Here is an 18,487-nt window from a genome sequence, read left to right on the forward strand (position 1 = left end):
CGGCGATGTTACGCGTGTGCCTCTGCCGCACGGTGGCAGCCATGATCACGCCCGCCGCACTGACCGCCTGGAGGTTGCCCAGCAGGGTGACGAACGGTGCCAGCATTTGGAACGAACGCGCATACGGCGCGTCCGGCCACATGGCGTGTTCCGGATCGAGGCAGGCAGGGCGCGCAGGCCAAGGTTCAGCTATCGTAGCGTGTCGCAAAGCCGGTCTTCAACCATCCGCTCCCAAAGCGGGGAAAGTGTTTCAATCGACAAGACAAGTTCAGACTGCGGTAGTTCGTTGGCATCACGTAATAGTGCGATCAGGGAGCGCAGACTCATGTCCAACCAGACTGGATTACGAAGTGTGGAGGGAGCACGTTCTGTCAGCTTCTCAAGTTCAGCCTGCAAAGATCCATCGCCAAGCTGAAGATTTCCTCGAATATAGCGCTCATCTGGCTTGCGTATCATTGTGACTAGCCGCGCCAGTAACTTAAGCACGCACAAGACCGATTCGCCGGAAATGTCGGGAACACGCCTATAGACATGAAAATATGACTGTAGATCCTCAGCATATCCTGCCAGCGTGGACAACTTTGGACTGCTGGATGATATCGCACGCGTAGGTATCGCCTGCAGTGAGTAGATATGCGAGGACAGGTCGATATCAATACGTGGTACCGATATAAATTTCGCGAAAAATCCGGATTGGCTATTCTGCCGCTGAGTCTCCTTTTGAATAATCCATTCCCTAACGGCAGGAAGCAGGCTGCAGAAAACCCAATCATAGGTAAACTCGGCGTCCCAGGCTAAGCGCGGATGCATTGCAAGAGGCTCGTCCGAGATTGAGGTAAGAGGTGACCAGCCAATGATAATACTGTCCTCGTGAGGGAGCGTAAAGCCAGCATCCTGATATGCCCGCATAATCAGATGATAGCCGCGCTCAAGCTCGTCTGTCCTATGCTCAACATATACTTTCAAAATGCCTGGCGCCCTGTCAAAGATGTGCCAAACTGATTCACCTTGACGGCAATCGTGCTCTTGCGCGAACGAGAGAAACGCACGCCATAATTGGCGGCTGATTTTAGCGAGGCCGAAAGTCTTCTGCTGGGTATCTTGAATTGGATTAAAACGGAGAAATCGCCATTTCGATTCGAGAGATTTGGCGGCTGAAATATAAGCAATCCACGCCCGCTTAAATACCCAATGAAGATGACACAACTCGTCGTTGTCGAGCATAAGCCGTATGTCGGGCGCACAGAAGATGTATCGTTGTTTCTGTCCCGACGCCAGAGTCACATATGGAGCCTTCGACAAATCGTCGGCATGGGCAATCCATTGTAGCCATTCGAGCAAGGTCGTGCTTGGAACAGTGAATGTGATTCCACTCAAGTCAGAGCGGGCAAACGATAAGGTGGCTGCAAGTCTCGCCGCGCGCTCATCCGGAACAAATGCATCCAGCCTGACTGTTTCGTTCTCGAGTACGACACTATTGTCGTACTGTGCTTCAAATTCGCGCCGGTATCGAGCCGGATATTTGTCCGGTATGCGAGCACGGGAACAGAAGCCTGACGCAATCTTTTCACCAAAAAAAATTTCCACCAGACTGGCTTGTTCTCGAAGCAACTCGTTTAGCTTATCAAGTCCCCAAAGTTCCGCATTTATCTCATGCTGGTCGAGCAGTAGCGCTTGCTCAGCCCATTCTTCGACAAGTTTGGCATCCTCATTTACGGCAAAAGGAATGCACAGAATGTAGTGATCCGAGTCTGACGCTTTCTTATTGGCTAAAAATTGCTTCACCCAAGTGTGTAATTGTCCCCGTTTTACCTCTCGAACATTCTTGCACTGCATAACGGTCTGTTTTACTGAACCTGGCTTCAGAGCGACGATGTCGATTCCGTACTGAGCTTGGCCGCTGCGGCCGTAGCCAAAAACCTGGAGAAATCGGCTGCTGAAGAGTACTTCCAGCAACCGCGCGCTCAACTTTTCAAAGCTCTGCCAGGATACTTGCTCGAATGGAAGTGATTTCAGTCGAGGATCATAGGCATAATAATCGCTTGTCTCTGGTGGTTCGAATAGCTTGTTGGGATCCAGTTCCTGCCTGTCTTCGGGGGTGTCATTCATTGCCGTCTCCATGGGTAAATGGCGATACGATTTGGTTTGATTACGGATGAAAAATAGACCATGACAAAGTGGAGAGGTTTCTTTCAGTTGCTGATTCGTACCCATATAATGCGCCAAGTACGGGCGCCATCATCTTGCCGACGCCCGGTGAGGGAAGCAAGAGCGCTGGCGCAGATGGCCGACGATGCGCTGCAGGCGGCATATTCGAGCTGAGCCAGTCGCGCACAGTGTACCCATCCAGGCCAAGGGGATGTCCATAGTGTGATAGTGAAAGTTAAGGATGAACGAAGGTAAATCGCATTTGCGATTGGGTAGTTGGCAAAATGGGGGGTTTCTCAAATCCCCCCATAACTTCGCATAATTTATATTATGTCAAATACCAGATCGAGGCGGCGACACTTTTAGTACCCCATCCCACCGCTACCGCGCCTATGACTCTTTGACTGTAAGCTGCTATCTCGCCTGCCTTGTAGCGCTAACGGTTCGAGATATGTTGCCGGCCAATGTTGCACAACAGAGTGCCGTAAATAGACTAAGAGGGTGTAGACAAAATCAACAAGGAAGTTGTGGCATGCTATCTCGATGTGGAGGGAGCATGCCATGGCAACCAGACATTTACTCGGCAGCACTGCGCCGTCAAGCAGTGCCGGTGGCAGACCACCAGCGTTGAAGCCTGAGCATATCGCAGTTTTGCACGAGATCGTACAGGAGCGCGCCCAGGCCAGCTTGCAGGAAATTGCCGACGAGCTGCATCACCGCTGCGCTTTGCGCGTATGTGCAGCAACGATTCGTCGTGCCCTACGCGCGTTAGGCGTCGTACGGCTCAAGCCACTGCGCCGTAAGGTCACGGAGCGAGCCGAGGGCGCCAAACGGTATGGCTATACGGCAGCTCACCGGCGCGAGGCCATCTCGCCATACAGCACGAACCTGACAGATGCCGAATGGGAGCTGGTTGCTGATTTGTTCGAGCGTATGCCGGGACAACGAGGCACGCCCGTGCATTACAGCCGCCGCGATCTCGTCAATGCGTGCTCTTACGTGCTGCGTACAGGCTGCGCATGGCGGCTGCTACCCGAGACGTTTCCCCCCTGGCAGGCGGTCTACAAGGCGTTTTCGCGCTGGGTCGGCGCAGGTGTATTCGAACAGATGCAAGACCGGCTGCGCGAACAATGGCGGGTACGCATGGGACGCGCAAGTACGCCAAGCGCGGCAATCATTGATGCACAGTCCACCCGTATCTCGCCGCAAGGTGGCGAAAGCGGATTTGATGCAGGCAAGAAGGTCAAAGGGCGCAAGCGTCATCTCGTGGTCGATACCATGGGGCTGCTCATCGCAGTGTCGGTCACCGCCGCGAGCGTGCAAGATCGGGATGCCACACCAGCGGTGGTGACGCAAGCGTGCAGCAAGAGCCCTCGCCTCGAGAAGCTCTATACCGACGGTGCCTATGGCGGAAAATGTGCGCATGCCATCGAGCAGGCACACGGTATTCGCGTTGAAGTAGTTCGTCATCCAGCCAATGGCACCACCGGAACGCTACACGATCCCAAGATCGCTCCTGTGCATGATGCGGCTACAAATGCCGGATTCATGGTCCTTCCCATGCGCTGGGTCGTCGAAAGGACCCATGCGTGGACTGAACGCTGGCGCCGCACGGTAATGCATCACGACCGCAAACTCGATGTCTCGGCAGCTTGGGTTTGGTTGGCTGAAGCGCGTATGCTACTCAACAGACTCGCTTATAAGGGTTAATTTTGTCTACACCCTCTAAGAGACGGTTTAATAACTTAGCGGAAATTTAGTCGATGCAGCAGCAACGATCCCATGGCCAGATAGATCATGTTTTCTGACACGTCAATACGCTGTTCGTAGTCACGCACCAGACGCCGGTAACGCATCAGCCATGCGAACGTTCGCTCGACCACCCAGCGCCTTGGCTGAACAGCGAAACCTTGCTGCCCCTGCAGACGGCGCACGACTTCCACAGTAAAGTCGAGAAACGCGGCCTTGTCCATCAACTGTCTGCGGTCGTATGCCGCATACCCAAACAGATGCTTCACCCACGGCCAGCGTTTGATCAATCCATCGAGCACCATCTGCGCGCCAGTGGAGTCGGCAATGTCGGCTGGCGTCAGGTTTATCGCCAGCAAGCGACCATCCGTGTCGACCGCAATGTGGCGTTTGCGCCCGCTGAGTTTCTTGTTGGCGTCATAACCTCGCGTTCGCGCGCCGGGTGCTTTCACGCTCTGGCTATCGACAACACCGGCACTCGGCAGCACCTCCCGCTCATTGCACAAGCGATCCAGCATCAGCGCCAAGTCATGAATGGTACGAAACAGCATGCGCCGCATCAGCCGCCGAAACCAGTAATAGACCGTCTGATACGGCGGGAAATCATTGGGCAGCATGCGCCACTCGCATCCGGACCGCACCATGTAACGCAGCGCATTGATCACTGCACGCAAGTCCGTCTTGCGAGGTCTTCCCGTCTTCGCTTGCCTTGGCAGCAGCGGCGCGATCAGGCGCCACTCTTCATCTTTCACATCTGTGGGATAGCCACGTTTGAGTGCCGTCCTCACCTGCTGATGCCGGTTTCGATTCTCTTGCGTCCACATCATCAATCGCTCCAAAACATCAAAGATGCTTTGACCCGAAAGTTGCTATGAAGTTTTTAAACCGTCACTTAAAGCACCGCTCACATACACGTTGTCGCAAGCAGTAGCGAGCCTGTTGTACAGCCCATTTTGGAACTCCAAGCATATACATAAAGTCGCCTAAAACGCTGGTTCGGTTGACCGCCCGCCAGTTGGTCCGCCTGGAGTTGCGTATGATCCAGTACTGATTGCGGAATTCATCCTCAATTTGCTCAAGTATCCGCAGTGAATTAGCATCAAAATTTGCCATATCACGTCCCTCCTCCCTGTCAATCAAGGTGGAGTAACTGTCAGAAAGGACAATCGTCCACCATTTGTGGCAGTCCCGGTGCGGTCGCCAGGTACACGGCGCCGAGATTGTTGTTGCACCAGGTCTGCAAGCCGTCCATGCAATGGCCGGAAAGCGCCTGAAATGCGACCTGTGCAGCGCGCAGCATGTTTGTACAAAACGGCACCCGCCATGCATCGACTTCCGGCACCACGATGCCCCTGGAGCGGAAGTAGCGTTTCTGGTCGAGCGCCCTGCACTGCATTTCCTTGCCGCAGTATTTCGCTATGTAGCTGGCGATCTCGTGCGCCCCGGCCGCGCCGAAGCCGAAACGGTGCGGTCACGGACGTGGACCTGGCCCATCGTTCGCCGTTCGGGCCACGCCCCAGGATGCCTTGCCAGATGGAGCGCAGCAGTGCATACATTTGCCGTCCTGCGATGGCCACATGAAAATGCAAGGCGCCACGGGCCTGTTCGTCAATGACCGCCACATAATGAAATTGTTTATGCTTACCAAGCTTTCGACAAAATGCCTTCCAGTGTTTTAATGCAAGTTCGCGGTCCAGCATGTTTTCTCGGTAGGTCAACGTCACCATGCGATCAGCGCCGATTTGCTTGCAGCAAAGTCGTACATTCTTCTTTGCGCGCCTGCCTGCATCGTCATCATTCACTTCGCGCTGGCTCGATTCGCCGCGTTTTTCCCGTGGTTTGCGCTGCAGCGCTGGACCGATAAAGAAACGTTCTTTAGCGACACTGACTTCACACTGTCCATCTGGAAATACGCAGCGTCTGGCCGTGCAAGTATCGTTCCAGCTATTCTTGATACCTCTGCCGACCGACCACGCGCCAGAGCGAGTAAACAACGCCCTTTTATTTCAAATGATACAAACATGCTACAAAGCTGTTCAATAGTTTCGCGGATCCCTGTCGTTTACCTATGCAAGGCATGAACAACAAAGTTCTGCCGCACCAACAGGAGAGATCGTATGGCAGGAATATCAGCAGTCAGCGGCGGTACGGGATTTATCCCTACGCAAAGCAAAAAAGACGTCACCAGCGCGGCGAGTGCCGCAGAGCAAAAGATCGCCGCGCCGGTCAGCGAGCCGCCGCAGGGTGCCAATGCGGAAGTCGCTGGCGCGACGGCCAGTAAGGCGCCGAACGGCGCGGCAGCGTTGTCGAACACGCTGCAGAGCCAGTACGACGCCTCGCGCGTAGACACGTCGGCCGTCGATGGACGCGCCGCCAAGACTGAGACTGGCAGCGCCGACACGGCCGAAGCTGGCGGTACCGAACAGGCCGACGCGTCGGCGGTCAGCGATGACGCCAGCCTCACCGCCACGGCGAGTTCCAGCGAGACTTACGAAGCCGAAGACAAGAACGAAAACGGCGAAGTCACCGAGCAGGAGCGCGCGGACTACAAGGAAACCAACGCCTATCTCAACAAGCATCCCGAAGCCGCTGCCAACGCAAAAGTCAAGGTCGCGGTCGATGCCTACGTGAATGGCGCGGCATCCTTCGCCGAACCACCATGGTCCGCCATTGCGACGCAGGCCTGATACTACAATGGCGAGTATCAGTTAAACTGCTCCCGCTTACCGTTTCGTTCCTGTTTCAAGTAGACCATGCCAACAACTGCCGAAGTGCTCATCGTCGACGATGATCCCGATATCTGTACCCTGCTAGTCGCCTATCTGGGTGATTTCGGCATCCGCGCCCAAGCGGTCCATGACGGCACCGCGATGCGCGCGTCTCTTGCCCGGCAGCGCTTCGACATCATCATCCTGGATTTGATGTTGCCGGGTGAAGATGGACTGTCCCTGTGTCACAGCATCCGCTTCCTGTCTGATATTCCCATACTGATGCTCACGGCGCGGGGCGAACGCGGCGACAAGGTGGCCGGACTGGAGGCTGGCGCCGACGATTACGTGATTAAACCGTTCGACCCGCGCGAGCTGGTGGCGCGACTGCACACCATCTTGCGGCGCATTCGTGGCCGCGGCGTGGGAGCGCCGCCGACGTTAGAGCGCAGGCCGCCGCCGGCCAACGACATCTGCTTCGGTGGCTGGCGGCTGAACCGCGCCACTCGCGAACTGACCTCGCCCGCGCAGTTGCTGATCCCCCTGTCCTACGGTGAATTCCGGCTGTTGTCTGCGTTCATCGAGAAGCCGCAAAGTGTCCTCAGCCGTAGCTATCTGTTGAGTGCAGCGCGCGGGCGCAGCATGGAGGCGTACGACCGAACCATCGACTTGCTGGTGTCTCGGCTGCGCCAGAAACTCGACACCGACAGCACGGCCAAGCCGCTGTTGCGCACCATCCGCGGCGAGGGTTATCTGCTCGACGTGGCATTCGAAGCATGAGGTTCAAGTTCGTAGACACGCTGTTCTCTCGCCTGTTCGCCTTGGCAGTGGGCGCCATCGTGGCTAGCCACGCCATCGCCTTTGGCCTGTTTTTCATGCTCTATCACGATGCGGCTCGCTGCCACCCGCAGCCGCCGGTGGGCGGCGTGGTCATTGGAGTCGTCACGGAGTTGTTGGCACTGGCCACGGCCGCCTGGCTGGGCGCGCGCAGCATCGCGCGTCCGATCCAGCAATTGGCGGCCGCCGCAGTTGAGCTCGGCAACGACGTGAACCGCTCGGCCCTGCCGGAAAGCGGCCCTGTCGAGGCGCAGTTGGCGGCGCGCGCTTTCAACCGCATGCAAGCCGATCTGCGGCAGCAACTGGCTGCCCGCGGCCACTTTCTCGCCGCCGTTTCGCACGACCTGCGCACCCCGCTGACGCGAATACGGCTGCGCGTGGAACAGTTGGCCGAGCCCGATGTGCGCGCCCAACTGCACGCCGATGCCACCGAGATGGCCGCCATGCTCGACGCCACACTGGAGTATCTGCGCGGCGAAGCGGCCGTCGAGGTCCCGGCCATGCTCGATGTGCAAGCCCTGGTGAGTTCAATGACTGAAGATTATCAGGAGCAGGGACACGCCATCGAATGCGCAGGCGTAGTCGCGCCCATTCTGGCGCAGCCGATCGCGTTGCGGCGCGCCCTGGCCAATTTGATGGAAAATGCGCTGCGTTACGGCGGAATGACGAAGGTTGAGTGCGCCATGCACCCATCCGGACTGTCCATCACGATCCACGACCAGGGCCCAGGCATTCCGGCCGCCGAACTGACCGCCGTCATGCAGCCGTTCTACCGCCTGGAGTCGTCGCGTAACAAAGCCAGTGGTGGCGTGGGCCTCGGATTATCCATCGCGTGCGAAGCCATTGAGAGACAAGGCGGCACGCTCACCTTATACAACGCCCCCGAAGGCGGCCTGGTCGCCACAGTGCTGTTGCGACCGAACAAATGTTGAGCGGCGCCAGCCAATCCCGGCGGTCGCCGATGCGCATCCGTTGCGCGTGGTCAATGCCTGCACGAACACCGCAGCCGACCGACGCACCTCAGGCCGGGGCCGAGAATTCCTCGAATGCCGCCAGCGCATTGGCGCAATACATCGCCGACGGCCCGCCGCCCATGTAGATGGCCATGCCCAGGATCTCTTCAAATTCGGCCCGGGTGGCGCCCAGCTTGACGAGGGCCTGCACATGAAAGCCGATGCAGGCATCGCAATGGGCCGCGATGCCCAGAGCCAGCGCAATGAACTCCTTGGTTTTCTTGTCCAGCGCACCATCGCGCGTTGCCGCGCGCGCCAGATCACCAAAGCCTTTCATCACGTCGGGAGTATCCGCGCGCAGGGTCGCCAGTTGTTGCGACACCGACTGCGTCAAGGCGCGGTAGCCGCCAAGTTGCGTGCTCATGTTGTCACCTCCGTTGCCTGCCTCATTTTTTCACCGCACAGGTACGGATGCCAAACGGCAAATACGCGGGACAGAAGCGGAAAATGCCTGTCGCCAGGGGAATCACGCCCAGCCAGCCCCAGGCGCCGATGGCACCGGCCAGGGTGGCCACGATCAGGCCCAGCCCCAGCAGTATCCGAATGGCACGATCAATATTGCCGACGTTCGCGTTCATGGTCTTGCTCCTCAATGGTTAATCTGCTTAAGCGTTGCGATGACAACACGAGACACACACCCAAGTTCCAGGTACGCGTCATGCTTCTATCTGAGCATATTTCATGCCAGCGTTACGCCAACTGAGGAATGGATATAAAACAGGGACTTAGGGCGCTGCGGCAGGCAGCAGCGCGCTGCCAGTCAACTGATGACACTGCCACACTGGCAGCATGGCAGCGCTGCAAGGCCTAGGCGATGCCCAGCGCTTTCAGGCGGCGGTACAGGGTGCGCTCGCTGAGGCCCAGGTAAGCCGCGAGTTCCTTGCGCGTGCCGCCGAAGCTAGCGTGCAGCTCGGCCAATGGGATGCTGTCGCCGCGCACAGGCGTGGCTGGCGCGGCCCCCTGCTCCACCGGCGCCGCCAGCAGTTGCTCGATGCGCATCACGCCATCATCGGCGAACAGGCTGGCCCGTTCCAGCACGTTGCGCAGTTCGCGGATATTGCCCGGCCATGGGCGTTGCTGCAGCTGCGCCATGGCATCGGCGTCTATCGTCAGCGCGCGCTTGCCCGCTCCCGCGCGGCGCAGGAATGACTGCACCAGCAACGCGATGTCCTCGGGCCGCGCGCGCAGCGGCGGCAAGGCGATGGGAAAGGCACTGATGCGGTAATACAAGTCCTGTCGGAACTCGCCCCGCGCCATCATGTGTTCCAGCGATTTGTGGGTCGCGGCGACCAGGCGGAAATTGGCGTGCTGGGTCTCGACGCTGCCCACGCGCCGGTAAGTGCCCGATTCAATCAGGCGCAGCAGCTTGACTTGCATGGAAAGGGGCACGTCGCCTATTTCGTCGAGAAACAAGGTGCCGCCTTGCGCCGTATCGACCAGCCCCGGCTTGCGCGAGGTCGCGCCCGTGAAAGCGCCCTTTTCGTGTCCGAACAATTCGCTTTCGAATAGCGTTTCGGTCAGTCCGGAGCAATCGACCACGACGAACGGTCCTGTGGCCCGCGTGCTGTTCTCGTGTACGGCACGCGCAAACAGTTCCTTGCCCGTACCTGACTCGCCCAGCAGCAGCACCGACAACATCGATGGCGCCACGCGCTGCAATGCCGCCAGCACCCGGTTGAATGGGGCGGAGCGGCCCACCAGTCCCTCCTCGCTGGGCTTGGCCGAAGCGCTGCGCACCACTTCCAGCCGCTCGACATACGCGGTAATGCTGCCGCCGGCATCGAATATGGGACGCAGTTCGACGGCGACGTGCTCGGGGCCCCGCGGCGTATGGTGGATGTGCAGCACGCGGTCAGGCCCGCGCAGTTCCTGCGCCTTCTTCATGGGGCAATGTTCACCGGCCTGGTCACAAGGGGCATCGTAATGATGCGAGATGCGGTAGCACTTGTGGCCGGTCACGGGCTCGCCGATGCTGCCAAATTGCCGCTGGTAGGCGACATTCGCGGCCAGAATCGTGTACTCGGGATCGAGCACGATCATCGGCTGGACCTCGTGTTCGAGAAACGAGATCAGCGATTGCACCATGGGCGCGCTGGGGGATGGCTCGATGCGTGTGACCGGTGGCGTTGGCATGCTGGCTCCTTGTTGTGCAGCCATACTGTCGCAGGACTGCCAATGCGTCAAGTGACACTGCCAGTGGCAGCGCCAAAGAGAGGTAACGCATGTTTACCACTGGCAGGAAAACGCATGGAATCAGGCACTTGGGAAAGATGTGTAGCCCACCGCGTACTGGCACAGGTCTTGCATTACCAGTTAGACCTCATGCACGCCAGGCTTGCACACCCAGGAAATAGACGCATCATGGCCAACACATCACCGCAAATAGAAGGTTTCTTCGACCCCGCCACCAGCACCGTCAGCTATCTGGTGCTCGATCCGGCCACGCGCCGCTGCGCCTTGATCGACAGCGTACTCGACTATGATCCGAAGTCGGGCTGCACCAGTACCGCCTCGGCCGACCGCCTGCTGGCGCGCATCGCGGCCCTGGACGCCAGGGTCGAATGGATACTGGAAACCCATGTGCATGCGGATCATTTGACCGCCGCGCCCTACCTGAAGGAAATGCTGGGTGGCAAGATCGGCATCGGCCAGCATATCGCCACCGTGCAGCGGGTATTCGGCAAGTTGTTCAACACCTGCGACGAGGTGGCGCGCGACGGCAGCCAGTTCGACCATCTGTTTGCCGATGGCGAGCTGTTTTCCATCGGCGCGCTGCAATGCCGCGCCCTGCACACGCCCGGCCACACCCCCGCCTGCATGAGCTACGTCGTCAGTGACGCTGCGCACAGCGCCGCCTTTGTCGGCGACACGCTGTTCATGCCCGACTATGGCACGGCACGCTGCGACTTTCCCGGCGGCGATGCACGCACCCTGTTCCACTCCATCAACAAGGTACTGAGTTTGCCGGAGCATACCCTGCTCTACATGTGCCATGACTACCAGCCGGGCGGGCGCGAAGTGCGCTATGTCAGCACCGTCGGCGAGGAGCGCACCGGCAATATCCATGTGCGCAACGGCATCAGCGAAGAAGAATTTGTTGCCATGCGTACCAAACGCGATGCGTCGCTGGAAATGCCGACCCTGATCCTGCCATCGGTGCAAGTCAATATGCGCGCCGGGCATTTTCCCGAGCCTGAGGCGAACGGCATACGCTATCTGAAAATACCGCTCAACGCGGTCTGAAAACATGCAAACTCATCCACGGCCCCTTGCGCACCAAACAACAGGCCCGCGATGGCCAGGAAACAAGCGCGGCGGCGCATTCTGCCGCATGTTTCTGCAAATAATTGATCTCACGATGGTTGACCCGCAAATACCCGGATTTGTCGTCGCGCGATGCCGTTCGGGTAAGTATGATGTCAGCATGAACTGCCATGCTCAGGTGGTTATCAAGGAGAGCAAGCGATGTTCTTAGCGCGTACATGCATGGCGCTGTCTGCCCTGGTTTTCAGCAATGCGGTCCATGCGGATGTCCACTGCACGGATCCGATTGCCGACTGGAAACCTCGCGAGCAATTGCAGCGCGAAGCCGAACAGCGCGGCTGGACTGTCCAGCGCATCAAGATCGATGATGGCTGCTACGAGCTCAGAGCCATTGATCGCAACGGCAACAAAGTCAAGGCCAAATACTCCCCGGCGTCGCTGCGCATGCGCAGCATGGCGGTGGACTTCGGCAACAACGGCGACGCCTCCGACTACCTCGGCCCTGTACCGCAGGCTCCCGTCAGGCGGCCTTCAGGTCCGACATCCCAAGGGGAAAAGAAATGAAAAACATCACAGCCTGCGCCTGCCTTGCAGGTGCATTGGCGCTGCCAGGTTTCGTCCAGGCACGCCCGGTCACACTCACCGCGCAACTGAAGAACTACGCCGGCAACGGCGCCTACCTGGCGGTATATGTCACGGATGCCGCCGGCAAGTACAAGAAAACGTTATGGGTAGCCGGAAAGAAGACCAAGTATTACAAGCACCTGAGCGACTGGGCCCGCGGTAGCGGCCTGAACGCGGGCGAATTTGACGGGATCAGCGGAGCGAGCGTCGGCAGCGGCAAGACCCTCAAGGTGACGGTCGAACTGGCCGACACCCTGATCGATGCAGGTTACGAGATCCGGGTTGACAGCGCCGCAGAGGACGGACGCGACAATCCGGCCGACGTGCGCACGCCACTGAGCAAACAGGGCGCCGGCAAACCCGTCGGTGGACGCGGCTACGTCAAGTCCTTCATTTACGACATGTAGCCACCGCCGCATGTTACGACAGATACATTCGCTCGCTGGCCTGATCAGCGCACTGCTGGTCATGCTCATCGGTTTGACGGGCGCCGTGCTGTCGATCAACCCCGCGCTCGAGCGGCTGGCGATCAGCGTGCCGGCCGGCGTCAGCGTTGCCGAACTGGCGGGCCGGGTGGTGCGCCACTACCCGGGAGCCGAGCAAATCCAGCGCACTGCGTCCGGAACCATCATCGTCTACTACAGCGCCGGCGACGTCTCGGGCGTGGACCGGGTCGACCCGTCCAGCGGCATGGCGATCGCGCCCTATGCGCCGCCGGCATACGCGCGCTGGTTCAAGGAGTTGCACAGGTCATTATTCCTCGACACGCCAGGCAGCGCCGCGGTCGGCATCACCGCCCTGCTGATGCTGCTGGTCTCAAGCTCAGGCTTGTTCCTGCTGCTCAAGCGGGTGGGCGGCTGGCGCCAGCTGGCACGTCCACTGCATGGCAACCGCAGCCAGCGCTGGCACGCTGCGGTGGCCCGTTTTGCTGTCGCCGGCCTGCTGTTGTCCGCAGTGACCGGCAGCTACATGTCGGCGGCGACCTTCAGCTTCATTTCCGATGGCAGCCAGGACGAACCCGATATCCCCGCCACCACGTCCGGCGGCACCCCGCTGCCCGCTGCCCGCTTGCCAGCCTTGCTGGCCACCAGTCTGGCCGACCTGCGCGAGCTTTCCTTTCCGCTTGCCGGTGACAGCAGCGCCGTCTACACCTTGCGCATCCGGCAAGGCGACGCCTATGTCGACCAGTCCAGCGGCGCGCTGCTGGCCTTCCGCGCGCACAGCAATGTCCGGGAATCCTTTGAACTGATCTACCAGTTGCATACGGGCGAAGGCCTGTGGTGGCTGGGTCTGATACTCGGCCTGAGTGCGCTCGGCGCGCCCTGGCTGGCGGTGACGGGCATCGCCGTATGGTGGCAGCGGCAGCGCGCCAAACCGCGCATCGCCAACAACTCGGCTCCGGCTTCGGCCGACTGCGTGATCCTGGTGGGGAGCGAAAACAACAGTACCTGGGGCTTTGCTCGCGCGCTGCATGATGCCTTGCGACAGGCAGGACAACGCGTGCACACGGCGCCGATGAACCAGTTCTCGTCGCGCCACAACGCCGCGCGCCAGTTGTTCATCCTGACGGCGACGTATGGCGATGGCGATGCCCCCGCCTGCGCCACGCACTTTCTGACCAATGTGGCCGGTATTGCCCCCAACCAGGCGGCAAGTTACGCTGTACTCGGTTTCGGCGACCGCCAGTTCCCCACGTTCTGCCAGTTCGCACAGGAGGTCGACGCGGCGATGGCGGCGCGCGGATGGCGCCGGTCGCTGGAACTGGCCCTGATCGACCGCCAGTCGCCGCAGGAATTCGCGCGCTGGGGGAGCCAGGTCGGCGCGCTGCTGGGCCATGAGCTCGTACTCGACTATGCGCCCGCACATCCGCACACGCATGCGCTGCAGTTGCGCGAGCGCATCGCCTACGGCGAGGAGGAGCACGATCCCACCGTGGTGCTGCGCTTTATAGCCGCCCCGCTGCCGGCCAGCGCCGGTTGGCTGAAAAGCCGGCTTGCGCGCCATCGGCTGCCCCGCTTCGAGGCCGGCGACCTCGCTGGTGTCATGGCGCCCGGCAGTTCCATGCCGCGCTTTTATTCGCTGGCGAGCGGATCGGGTGACGGTGTGCTGGAAATTTGCGTGCGCAAGCAGCCCGGGGGCGTGTGTTCAAGCTACCTGTACCACTTGCTGCCGGGGGACCGCATCGAGGCCTTTATCCAGCCCAACCCGCAATTTCGTCCGGCCCTGGGCAAGGCGCCCGTCATCCTGATCGGTGCCGGTACCGGGATCGGGCCACTGGCCGGTTTCATCCGCAACAATACGGGCCAGCATCCGATGTACTTGTACTGGGGTGGGCGCCATCCCGACTCCGATTTTCTGTATGAGCCCGAACTGCGCAACTATCTGGCCGACCGCCGGCTGACGCAGCTGCACACGGCCTTCTCAAGGGTCACGAATGGCGTCCACGTGCAGACCCGGCTGATGGAGGATGCCGACAATATGCGCCGCCTGATCGCCGACGATGGCCAGGTGCTCGTCTGCGGCAGCCGCGCCATGGCCGCCAGCGTCAGGCAGGCCATGGACCAGATACTCGCGCCGCTCAAGCTCGATGTAGCGGCGCTGCGGGAAAAAGGAAGGTATCGTGAAGACGTCTTCTGAACCCGCGCTGCGGCGCTACAGCCTGAATGGCGAGACCATGGGCAGCCGCTATACGGCCGTATTCTATGCGGGCGGACAAGCGGACCTGGCCGCCATCGGCGCCAGCCTGTTTGCCGCCGTCGACAGGGTCGACCGGCAGATGTCGACCTGGAATGCCGCCTCGGACCTGTGCCGCCTGAACGCGGCGCCGGAAAATACCTGGCTTGCTGTGCCGCGGGAACTGGCGCAGGTGCTCGCTGCGGGGCTACTGGTCAGCCGCGAATCGGGCGGCGCCTTCGACATGGCGGTTGGCCAACTGGTGGAGGACTGGGGATTCGGTCCGTCGCAATGCGCGCCATCGCCGCAGATCGCGGCCCGGCATGGCAAAACGTACTGCCCCGCCACCGAGGCATTGGACGTGGACCTGGCGGCTCTGCAGGTGCGCAAGCGCGCGCTGCTGACGCTCGACCTGTCGGGCATCGCCAAGGGTTTTGGCGTCGACCAGCTGGCGCATTGCCTCGATGGCTGGTCCATCGCCAGCTACCTGGTCGGTATCGACGGAGAAATGCGGGCGCGCTCGACCAGACCCGATGGCCAGGCCTGGAGCGTGGCGATAGAAAAGCCGACACATGGCATGCGTGAAATCGGTGGCGTGATGGAACTGCACGACGTGGCCATCGCCACCTCGGGCGACTATCGCCGCTGGGTCGAGATCGACGGCACACGCCATGCGCACACCATGCATCCGGCCTTGCGCCAACCGGTAGCGAACCGACTCGCCGCCGTGAGCGTGCTCTCCCCCAGCTGTATGCTGGCCGATGCCTGGGCCACGGCGTTCATGGTCCTGGGCGAGGTGGACGGTGTCGCGCTGGCCAGGAAACGCGGCATGGACGTGCTGTTCGTCCTGCGTCACGGCGCCCTGCTCGAAGAAATTCTGCTCATCGACGGCAAGACGGTCTGAGCTGAACGACCGCGCATCAATGTGCCACCGCCACGCGGCGCAGCCATCGCCATGCCGATAGCCCCCACTTGACGCACTCGAACCAGACGATGCCGACCACGGCGACGAATGCGCACTGCATCAGCAGCGCCATGTCCGGCAGCGCGAAGGCAAACAACTCGCGGACAGGCGCCACGCCAAGCACCAGCAGCAGCAACAGCGAGGCCGCCATGCTGATCCAGGCGAACGCCCGGTTCGACTTGATCCCCCTCCTCCATGACGGCTGGGCCCATTGGCGGTTGACATAGATCAGTCCCAGGTTCGACAGCACGAGACTGAGGAAGGTTGTCGTGCGCGCCACTTCGTCGGAATGGCCGGCCCAGCGCACCAGCACGTGGAAGCCGACCAGCATGGCCAACAGTCCTGCCCCCTGCAGCAAGCCACGCAGCAGTATTTCACGGTCGAACAGATGCATCTCCGGCCTTCTGGGTTTGCTCGTCATGGCATCGGCTTCGATCGGCTCGGCCTCGAACACGATCGAGCAGGCCGGGTCGATCACCATTTGCAAAAACAATATGTGCACAGGCATCAGGAGCATGGGCCAGCCCAGCAGCACGGGCAGGATGGACAGGCCAACGATGGGTACATGCACGGCGACGATGAAGACGATGGCCTTGCGCAGATTGGCAAACAGGCGGCGGCCATGCTGCACCGCCAGCAATAGCGAAGAAAAATCATCCTTGAGCAATACCAGCGCTGCCGCCTCGCGCGCGACGTCGGTGCCACGGGCACCCATGGCCACGCCGATGTTGGCCGCCTTCAATGCGGGCGCGTCGTTGACGCCGTCGCCGGTCATGGCGACGATATCGCCACGGCTGCGGAAAGCTTGTACCAGGCGCAACTTCTGTTCCGGCGCGATGCGGCAAAAGACGTCGGTATCGGCCAGGCGCGCCCGCAGTGCCGTGTCGTCCAGCGCGGCCAAGTCCATGCCGGACATCACACCGCTGGCCATGCCGGCGATACCGGCCTGCCGCGCAATCGCCAGTGCCGTGGCGGGATGGTCGCCCGTGATCATCACCACGCGTATCCCCGCCGCGTGACATTGCGCCACCGCATCGGGCACTTCCGGGCGTACCGGGTCGTGCAAGCCAAGCAGGCCAAGGAATTCAAAATCAAAGACGTGCTGGTTGTCAGGCAGGGGCGGCGCGGCAAACGTGGCGCGCGCGACGCCGATCACCCGCAAACCATCGTTCGCCATGGCCTGCACCTGGGCCGCGATGGCGGCGGCGCGCGCCGGCGCCAGATGGCACAGATCGATGATGGCCTCGGGCGCACCCTTGGCCGCCACCAGGAACTCGGAACGGTCCGGCGATTGCCACACCCGCGACATGGCCAGCATGTGCCGCGACAGCGGATAGTCGTCGATCAGCTGCCAGTCGGCATGCAGGTGCTCCGTCTTGGCCAGCAAGCGGGCGCCGGTCTGGCCGATGGCCGACTCCATCGGATCAAACGCGCGCCGATGGCTTGCCAGGACGGCATATTCGAGCAAGCCGTGCAGCTCTTCCTGCAAGGCCCCGGCGGGATTGCCCTGACAATCATGGGCGGAGGTCTCCGAGCACAGCCGGGCCACGTCCATGCGGTTGGCCGTCAGGGTACCCGTCTTGTCGACGCACAGCACCGTCGTTGCACCGAGCAATTCGATTGCGGGTATGCTGCGCGCCAGGATGCTTTCGCGCCCCAGGCGCCAGGCGCCCAAGCCCAGGAAAAGCGTCAGTATCACCGGCAACTCTTCAGGCAGCACCGCCATGGCCAGCGTCAGTCCGGCCAGCAAGCCTTGCAGGGCGTCGCCGCGCAGCCACCAATAGGTCAATGCCAGTCCTGCGGCGAGACACAAGCCGCCGATGGCGACATGCCTGACGACGCGCCGCGTTTCCCGTTGAATCGGCGTCAGCTCGCTCCCCATGGTGGCCAGCGAGGCGCCGATGCGGCCGAGCGCACTGTGAGGGCCGGTGGCGACCACCAGGCCGCTGGCCGTGCCTTGCGTGATCAGGGTGCCGGAATACACCAGGCTGTCCGGACTGGCGCCAGTCTCGCCGCAGCCATGCTTGATGACCGGCACGGACTCACCCGTGAGCATGGACTCGTCGGCCGTCAAATTCGATGCGCTGAGCAGTTCCATATCGGCGGGCACGCGGTCGCCCTCGGCCAGCAGCACCAGGTCTCCCAGCACCAGCGCCCTGCCAGCGATGCGCTGCTGTTTCCCGTCGCGTATCACCAGGGCGCGCGGACAGGAAAGGTCGCTTAGCGCGTTCAGCGAGCGTTCTGTGCGCCTGCGCTGAAAAAAAGTGATGCCCATGACGATGCAAACAAAACCCAGCAGCATCAACGCTTCATTGCGGTCGCCCAGCAGCAGATAAATGACGCCGCAGGCGACCAGCAGCAGGAACATCGGTTCGGAAACGACATCGAGCAGCAGGCGCCCGGCACTCAAGGGACGCGAGGCGGGCAAGGCATTCGGCCCGTTTTCCAGCAAGCGCTGCGCGGCCTGCGCGGCTGTGAGCCCGTCAAGGTCAAGCTGCTGTGGCATA

The 18,487-nt window shown here is 60.8% G+C and carries 16 protein-coding genes; 9 read left to right on the forward strand and 7 right to left on the reverse strand.

The features are described from left to right. Window positions 1-189: 189 nt before the first annotated feature. Entirely contained in the window at window positions 190-2,214 is a 2,025-nt protein-coding gene (locus tag KY494_RS02915) for a hypothetical protein (protein ID WP_219889821.1), read from the reverse strand. A 495-nt stretch (window positions 2,215-2,709) separates the two neighbouring features. On the opposite strand from KY494_RS02915, the gene KY494_RS02920 reads away from it, so the two are divergent. After that, window positions 2,710-3,858 carry an IS5 family transposase gene (locus tag KY494_RS02920; protein ID WP_219889823.1) on the forward strand — a complete coding sequence of 383 codons (1,149 nt, stop codon included), beginning with the start codon at window positions 2,710-2,712 and terminating at the stop codon, window positions 3,856-3,858. Between the two features lie 35 nt (window positions 3,859-3,893). On the opposite strand, the gene KY494_RS02925 is transcribed toward KY494_RS02920, so the two are convergent. After that, complete coding sequence (locus tag KY494_RS02925; protein ID WP_219891454.1) at window positions 3,894-4,721, reverse strand: IS5 family transposase; 828 nt, start codon at window positions 4,719-4,721, stop codon at window positions 3,894-3,896. A 312-nt stretch (window positions 4,722-5,033) separates the two neighbouring features. Next, window positions 5,034-5,891, reverse strand: coding sequence for a hypothetical protein (locus KY494_RS02930; protein ID WP_219889824.1), 858 nt, complete (start codon window positions 5,889-5,891; stop codon window positions 5,034-5,036). Window positions 5,892-6,014: 123 nt separating this feature from the next. Between KY494_RS02930 and KY494_RS02935 the strand changes: the two genes are divergently transcribed. The 3 genes from KY494_RS02935 (at window position 6,015) to KY494_RS02945 (ending at window position 8,374) form a co-directional block, all read left to right on the forward strand. After that, a complete protein-coding gene (locus KY494_RS02935) occupies window positions 6,015-6,584 on the forward strand; it encodes a hypothetical protein (RefSeq protein ID WP_219889826.1) in 570 nt (189 codons plus the stop codon). Window positions 6,585-6,650: 66 nt separating this feature from the next. Further along, complete coding sequence (locus tag KY494_RS02940) at window positions 6,651-7,385, forward strand: response regulator (RefSeq protein WP_219889828.1); 735 nt, start codon at window positions 6,651-6,653, stop codon at window positions 7,383-7,385. After that, window positions 7,382-8,374: an ATP-binding protein gene (locus KY494_RS02945; protein ID WP_219889829.1), complete on the forward strand. Its 993-nt coding sequence runs from the start codon at window positions 7,382-7,384 to the stop codon at window positions 8,372-8,374. Before KY494_RS02940 ends, KY494_RS02945 begins: the two co-directional genes overlap by 4 nt. Window positions 8,375-8,462: 88 nt before the next feature. Here KY494_RS02945 and KY494_RS02950 read toward each other — a convergent pair whose 3' ends face one another. The 3 genes from KY494_RS02950 to KY494_RS02960 form a co-directional block, all read right to left on the reverse strand. Continuing rightward, window positions 8,463-8,819: a carboxymuconolactone decarboxylase family protein gene (locus tag KY494_RS02950; RefSeq protein ID WP_219889831.1), complete on the reverse strand. Its 357-nt coding sequence runs from the start codon at window positions 8,817-8,819 to the stop codon at window positions 8,463-8,465. Between the two features lie 22 nt (window positions 8,820-8,841). Continuing rightward, window positions 8,842-9,033, reverse strand: a complete 192-nt coding sequence (locus KY494_RS02955) for a DUF2892 domain-containing protein (RefSeq protein WP_071077404.1) — start codon at window positions 9,031-9,033, stop codon at window positions 8,842-8,844. Between the two features lie 229 nt (window positions 9,034-9,262). Further along, complete coding sequence (locus KY494_RS02960) at window positions 9,263-10,588, reverse strand: sigma-54-dependent Fis family transcriptional regulator (protein ID WP_258194617.1); 1,326 nt, start codon at window positions 10,586-10,588, stop codon at window positions 9,263-9,265. Window positions 10,589-10,816: 228 nt separating this feature from the next. Here KY494_RS02960 and KY494_RS02965 point away from each other — a divergent pair, with 228 nt between their 5' ends. From KY494_RS02965 to KY494_RS02985, 5 genes are all read left to right on the forward strand, one after another. Next, window positions 10,817-11,698 (forward strand): MBL fold metallo-hydrolase, encoded by an 882-nt coding sequence (locus KY494_RS02965; RefSeq protein ID WP_219889832.1) that lies wholly within the window; start codon window positions 10,817-10,819, stop codon window positions 11,696-11,698. A 243-nt stretch (window positions 11,699-11,941) separates the two neighbouring features. Continuing rightward, window positions 11,942-12,283, forward strand: coding sequence for a PepSY domain-containing protein (locus KY494_RS02970; RefSeq protein WP_258194619.1), 342 nt, complete (start codon window positions 11,942-11,944; stop codon window positions 12,281-12,283). Further along, window positions 12,280-12,750: a DUF2271 domain-containing protein gene (locus KY494_RS02975; RefSeq protein WP_219889835.1), complete on the forward strand. Its 471-nt coding sequence runs from the start codon at window positions 12,280-12,282 to the stop codon at window positions 12,748-12,750. Before KY494_RS02970 ends, KY494_RS02975 begins: the two co-directional genes overlap by 4 nt. A gap of 10 nt (window positions 12,751-12,760) precedes the next feature. Next, on the forward strand, window positions 12,761-14,980 hold the full coding sequence (locus KY494_RS02980) for a PepSY domain-containing protein (protein ID WP_219889837.1): 2,220 nt from the start codon (window positions 12,761-12,763) through the stop codon (window positions 14,978-14,980). Next, window positions 14,964-15,920: an FAD:protein FMN transferase gene (locus KY494_RS02985; RefSeq protein WP_219889838.1), complete on the forward strand. Its 957-nt coding sequence runs from the start codon at window positions 14,964-14,966 to the stop codon at window positions 15,918-15,920. Before KY494_RS02980 ends, KY494_RS02985 begins: the two co-directional genes overlap by 17 nt. A gap of 16 nt (window positions 15,921-15,936) precedes the next feature. On the opposite strand, the gene KY494_RS02990 is transcribed toward KY494_RS02985, so the two are convergent. Then, on the reverse strand, window positions 15,937-18,486 hold the full coding sequence (locus KY494_RS02990) for a cation-translocating P-type ATPase (protein WP_219889839.1): 2,550 nt from the start codon (window positions 18,484-18,486) through the stop codon (window positions 15,937-15,939). Window position 18,487: the final 1 nt, after the last annotated feature.

Origin of the sequence: Janthinobacterium sp. PAMC25594 (assembly GCF_019443505.1) — a bacterium.
In the GTDB taxonomy this organism is placed as follows: Bacteria; Pseudomonadota; Gammaproteobacteria; order Burkholderiales; family Burkholderiaceae_D; genus Janthinobacterium.

Excerpts from the sequence above, each read along its gene's own strand:
- KY494_RS02970 (WP_258194619.1), top strand. The coding sequence starts at position 11,942 with ATGGCGCTGTCTGCCCTGGTTTTCAGCAATGCGGTCCATGCGGATGTC.
- KY494_RS02915 (WP_219889821.1), bottom strand. The coding sequence starts at position 2,214 with ATGGGTACGAATCAGCAACTGAAAGAAACCTCTCCACTTTGTCATGGT.
- KY494_RS02925 (WP_219891454.1), bottom strand. The coding sequence starts at position 4,721 with ATGTGGACGCAAGAGAATCGAAACCGGCATCAGCAGGTGAGGACGGCA.
- KY494_RS02975 (WP_219889835.1), top strand. The coding sequence starts at position 12,280 with ATGAAAAACATCACAGCCTGCGCCTGCCTTGCAGGTGCATTGGCGCTG.
- KY494_RS02945 (WP_219889829.1), top strand. The coding sequence starts at position 7,382 with ATGAGGTTCAAGTTCGTAGACACGCTGTTCTCTCGCCTGTTCGCCTTG.
- KY494_RS02935 (WP_219889826.1), top strand. The coding sequence starts at position 6,015 with ATGGCAGGAATATCAGCAGTCAGCGGCGGTACGGGATTTATCCCTACG.
- KY494_RS02960 (WP_258194617.1), bottom strand. The coding sequence starts at position 10,588 with ATGCCAACGCCACCGGTCACACGCATCGAGCCATCCCCCAGCGCGCCC.
- KY494_RS02940 (WP_219889828.1), top strand. The coding sequence starts at position 6,651 with ATGCCAACAACTGCCGAAGTGCTCATCGTCGACGATGATCCCGATATC.
- KY494_RS02965 (WP_219889832.1), top strand. The coding sequence starts at position 10,817 with ATGGCCAACACATCACCGCAAATAGAAGGTTTCTTCGACCCCGCCACC.
- KY494_RS02990 (WP_219889839.1), bottom strand. The coding sequence starts at position 18,486 with ATGCCACAGCAGCTTGACCTTGACGGGCTCACAGCCGCGCAGGCCGCG.
- KY494_RS02980 (WP_219889837.1), top strand. The coding sequence starts at position 12,761 with ATGTTACGACAGATACATTCGCTCGCTGGCCTGATCAGCGCACTGCTG.
- KY494_RS02955 (WP_071077404.1), bottom strand. The coding sequence starts at position 9,033 with ATGAACGCGAACGTCGGCAATATTGATCGTGCCATTCGGATACTGCTG.
- KY494_RS02950 (WP_219889831.1), bottom strand. The coding sequence starts at position 8,819 with ATGAGCACGCAACTTGGCGGCTACCGCGCCTTGACGCAGTCGGTGTCG.
- KY494_RS02920 (WP_219889823.1), top strand. The coding sequence starts at position 2,710 with ATGGCAACCAGACATTTACTCGGCAGCACTGCGCCGTCAAGCAGTGCC.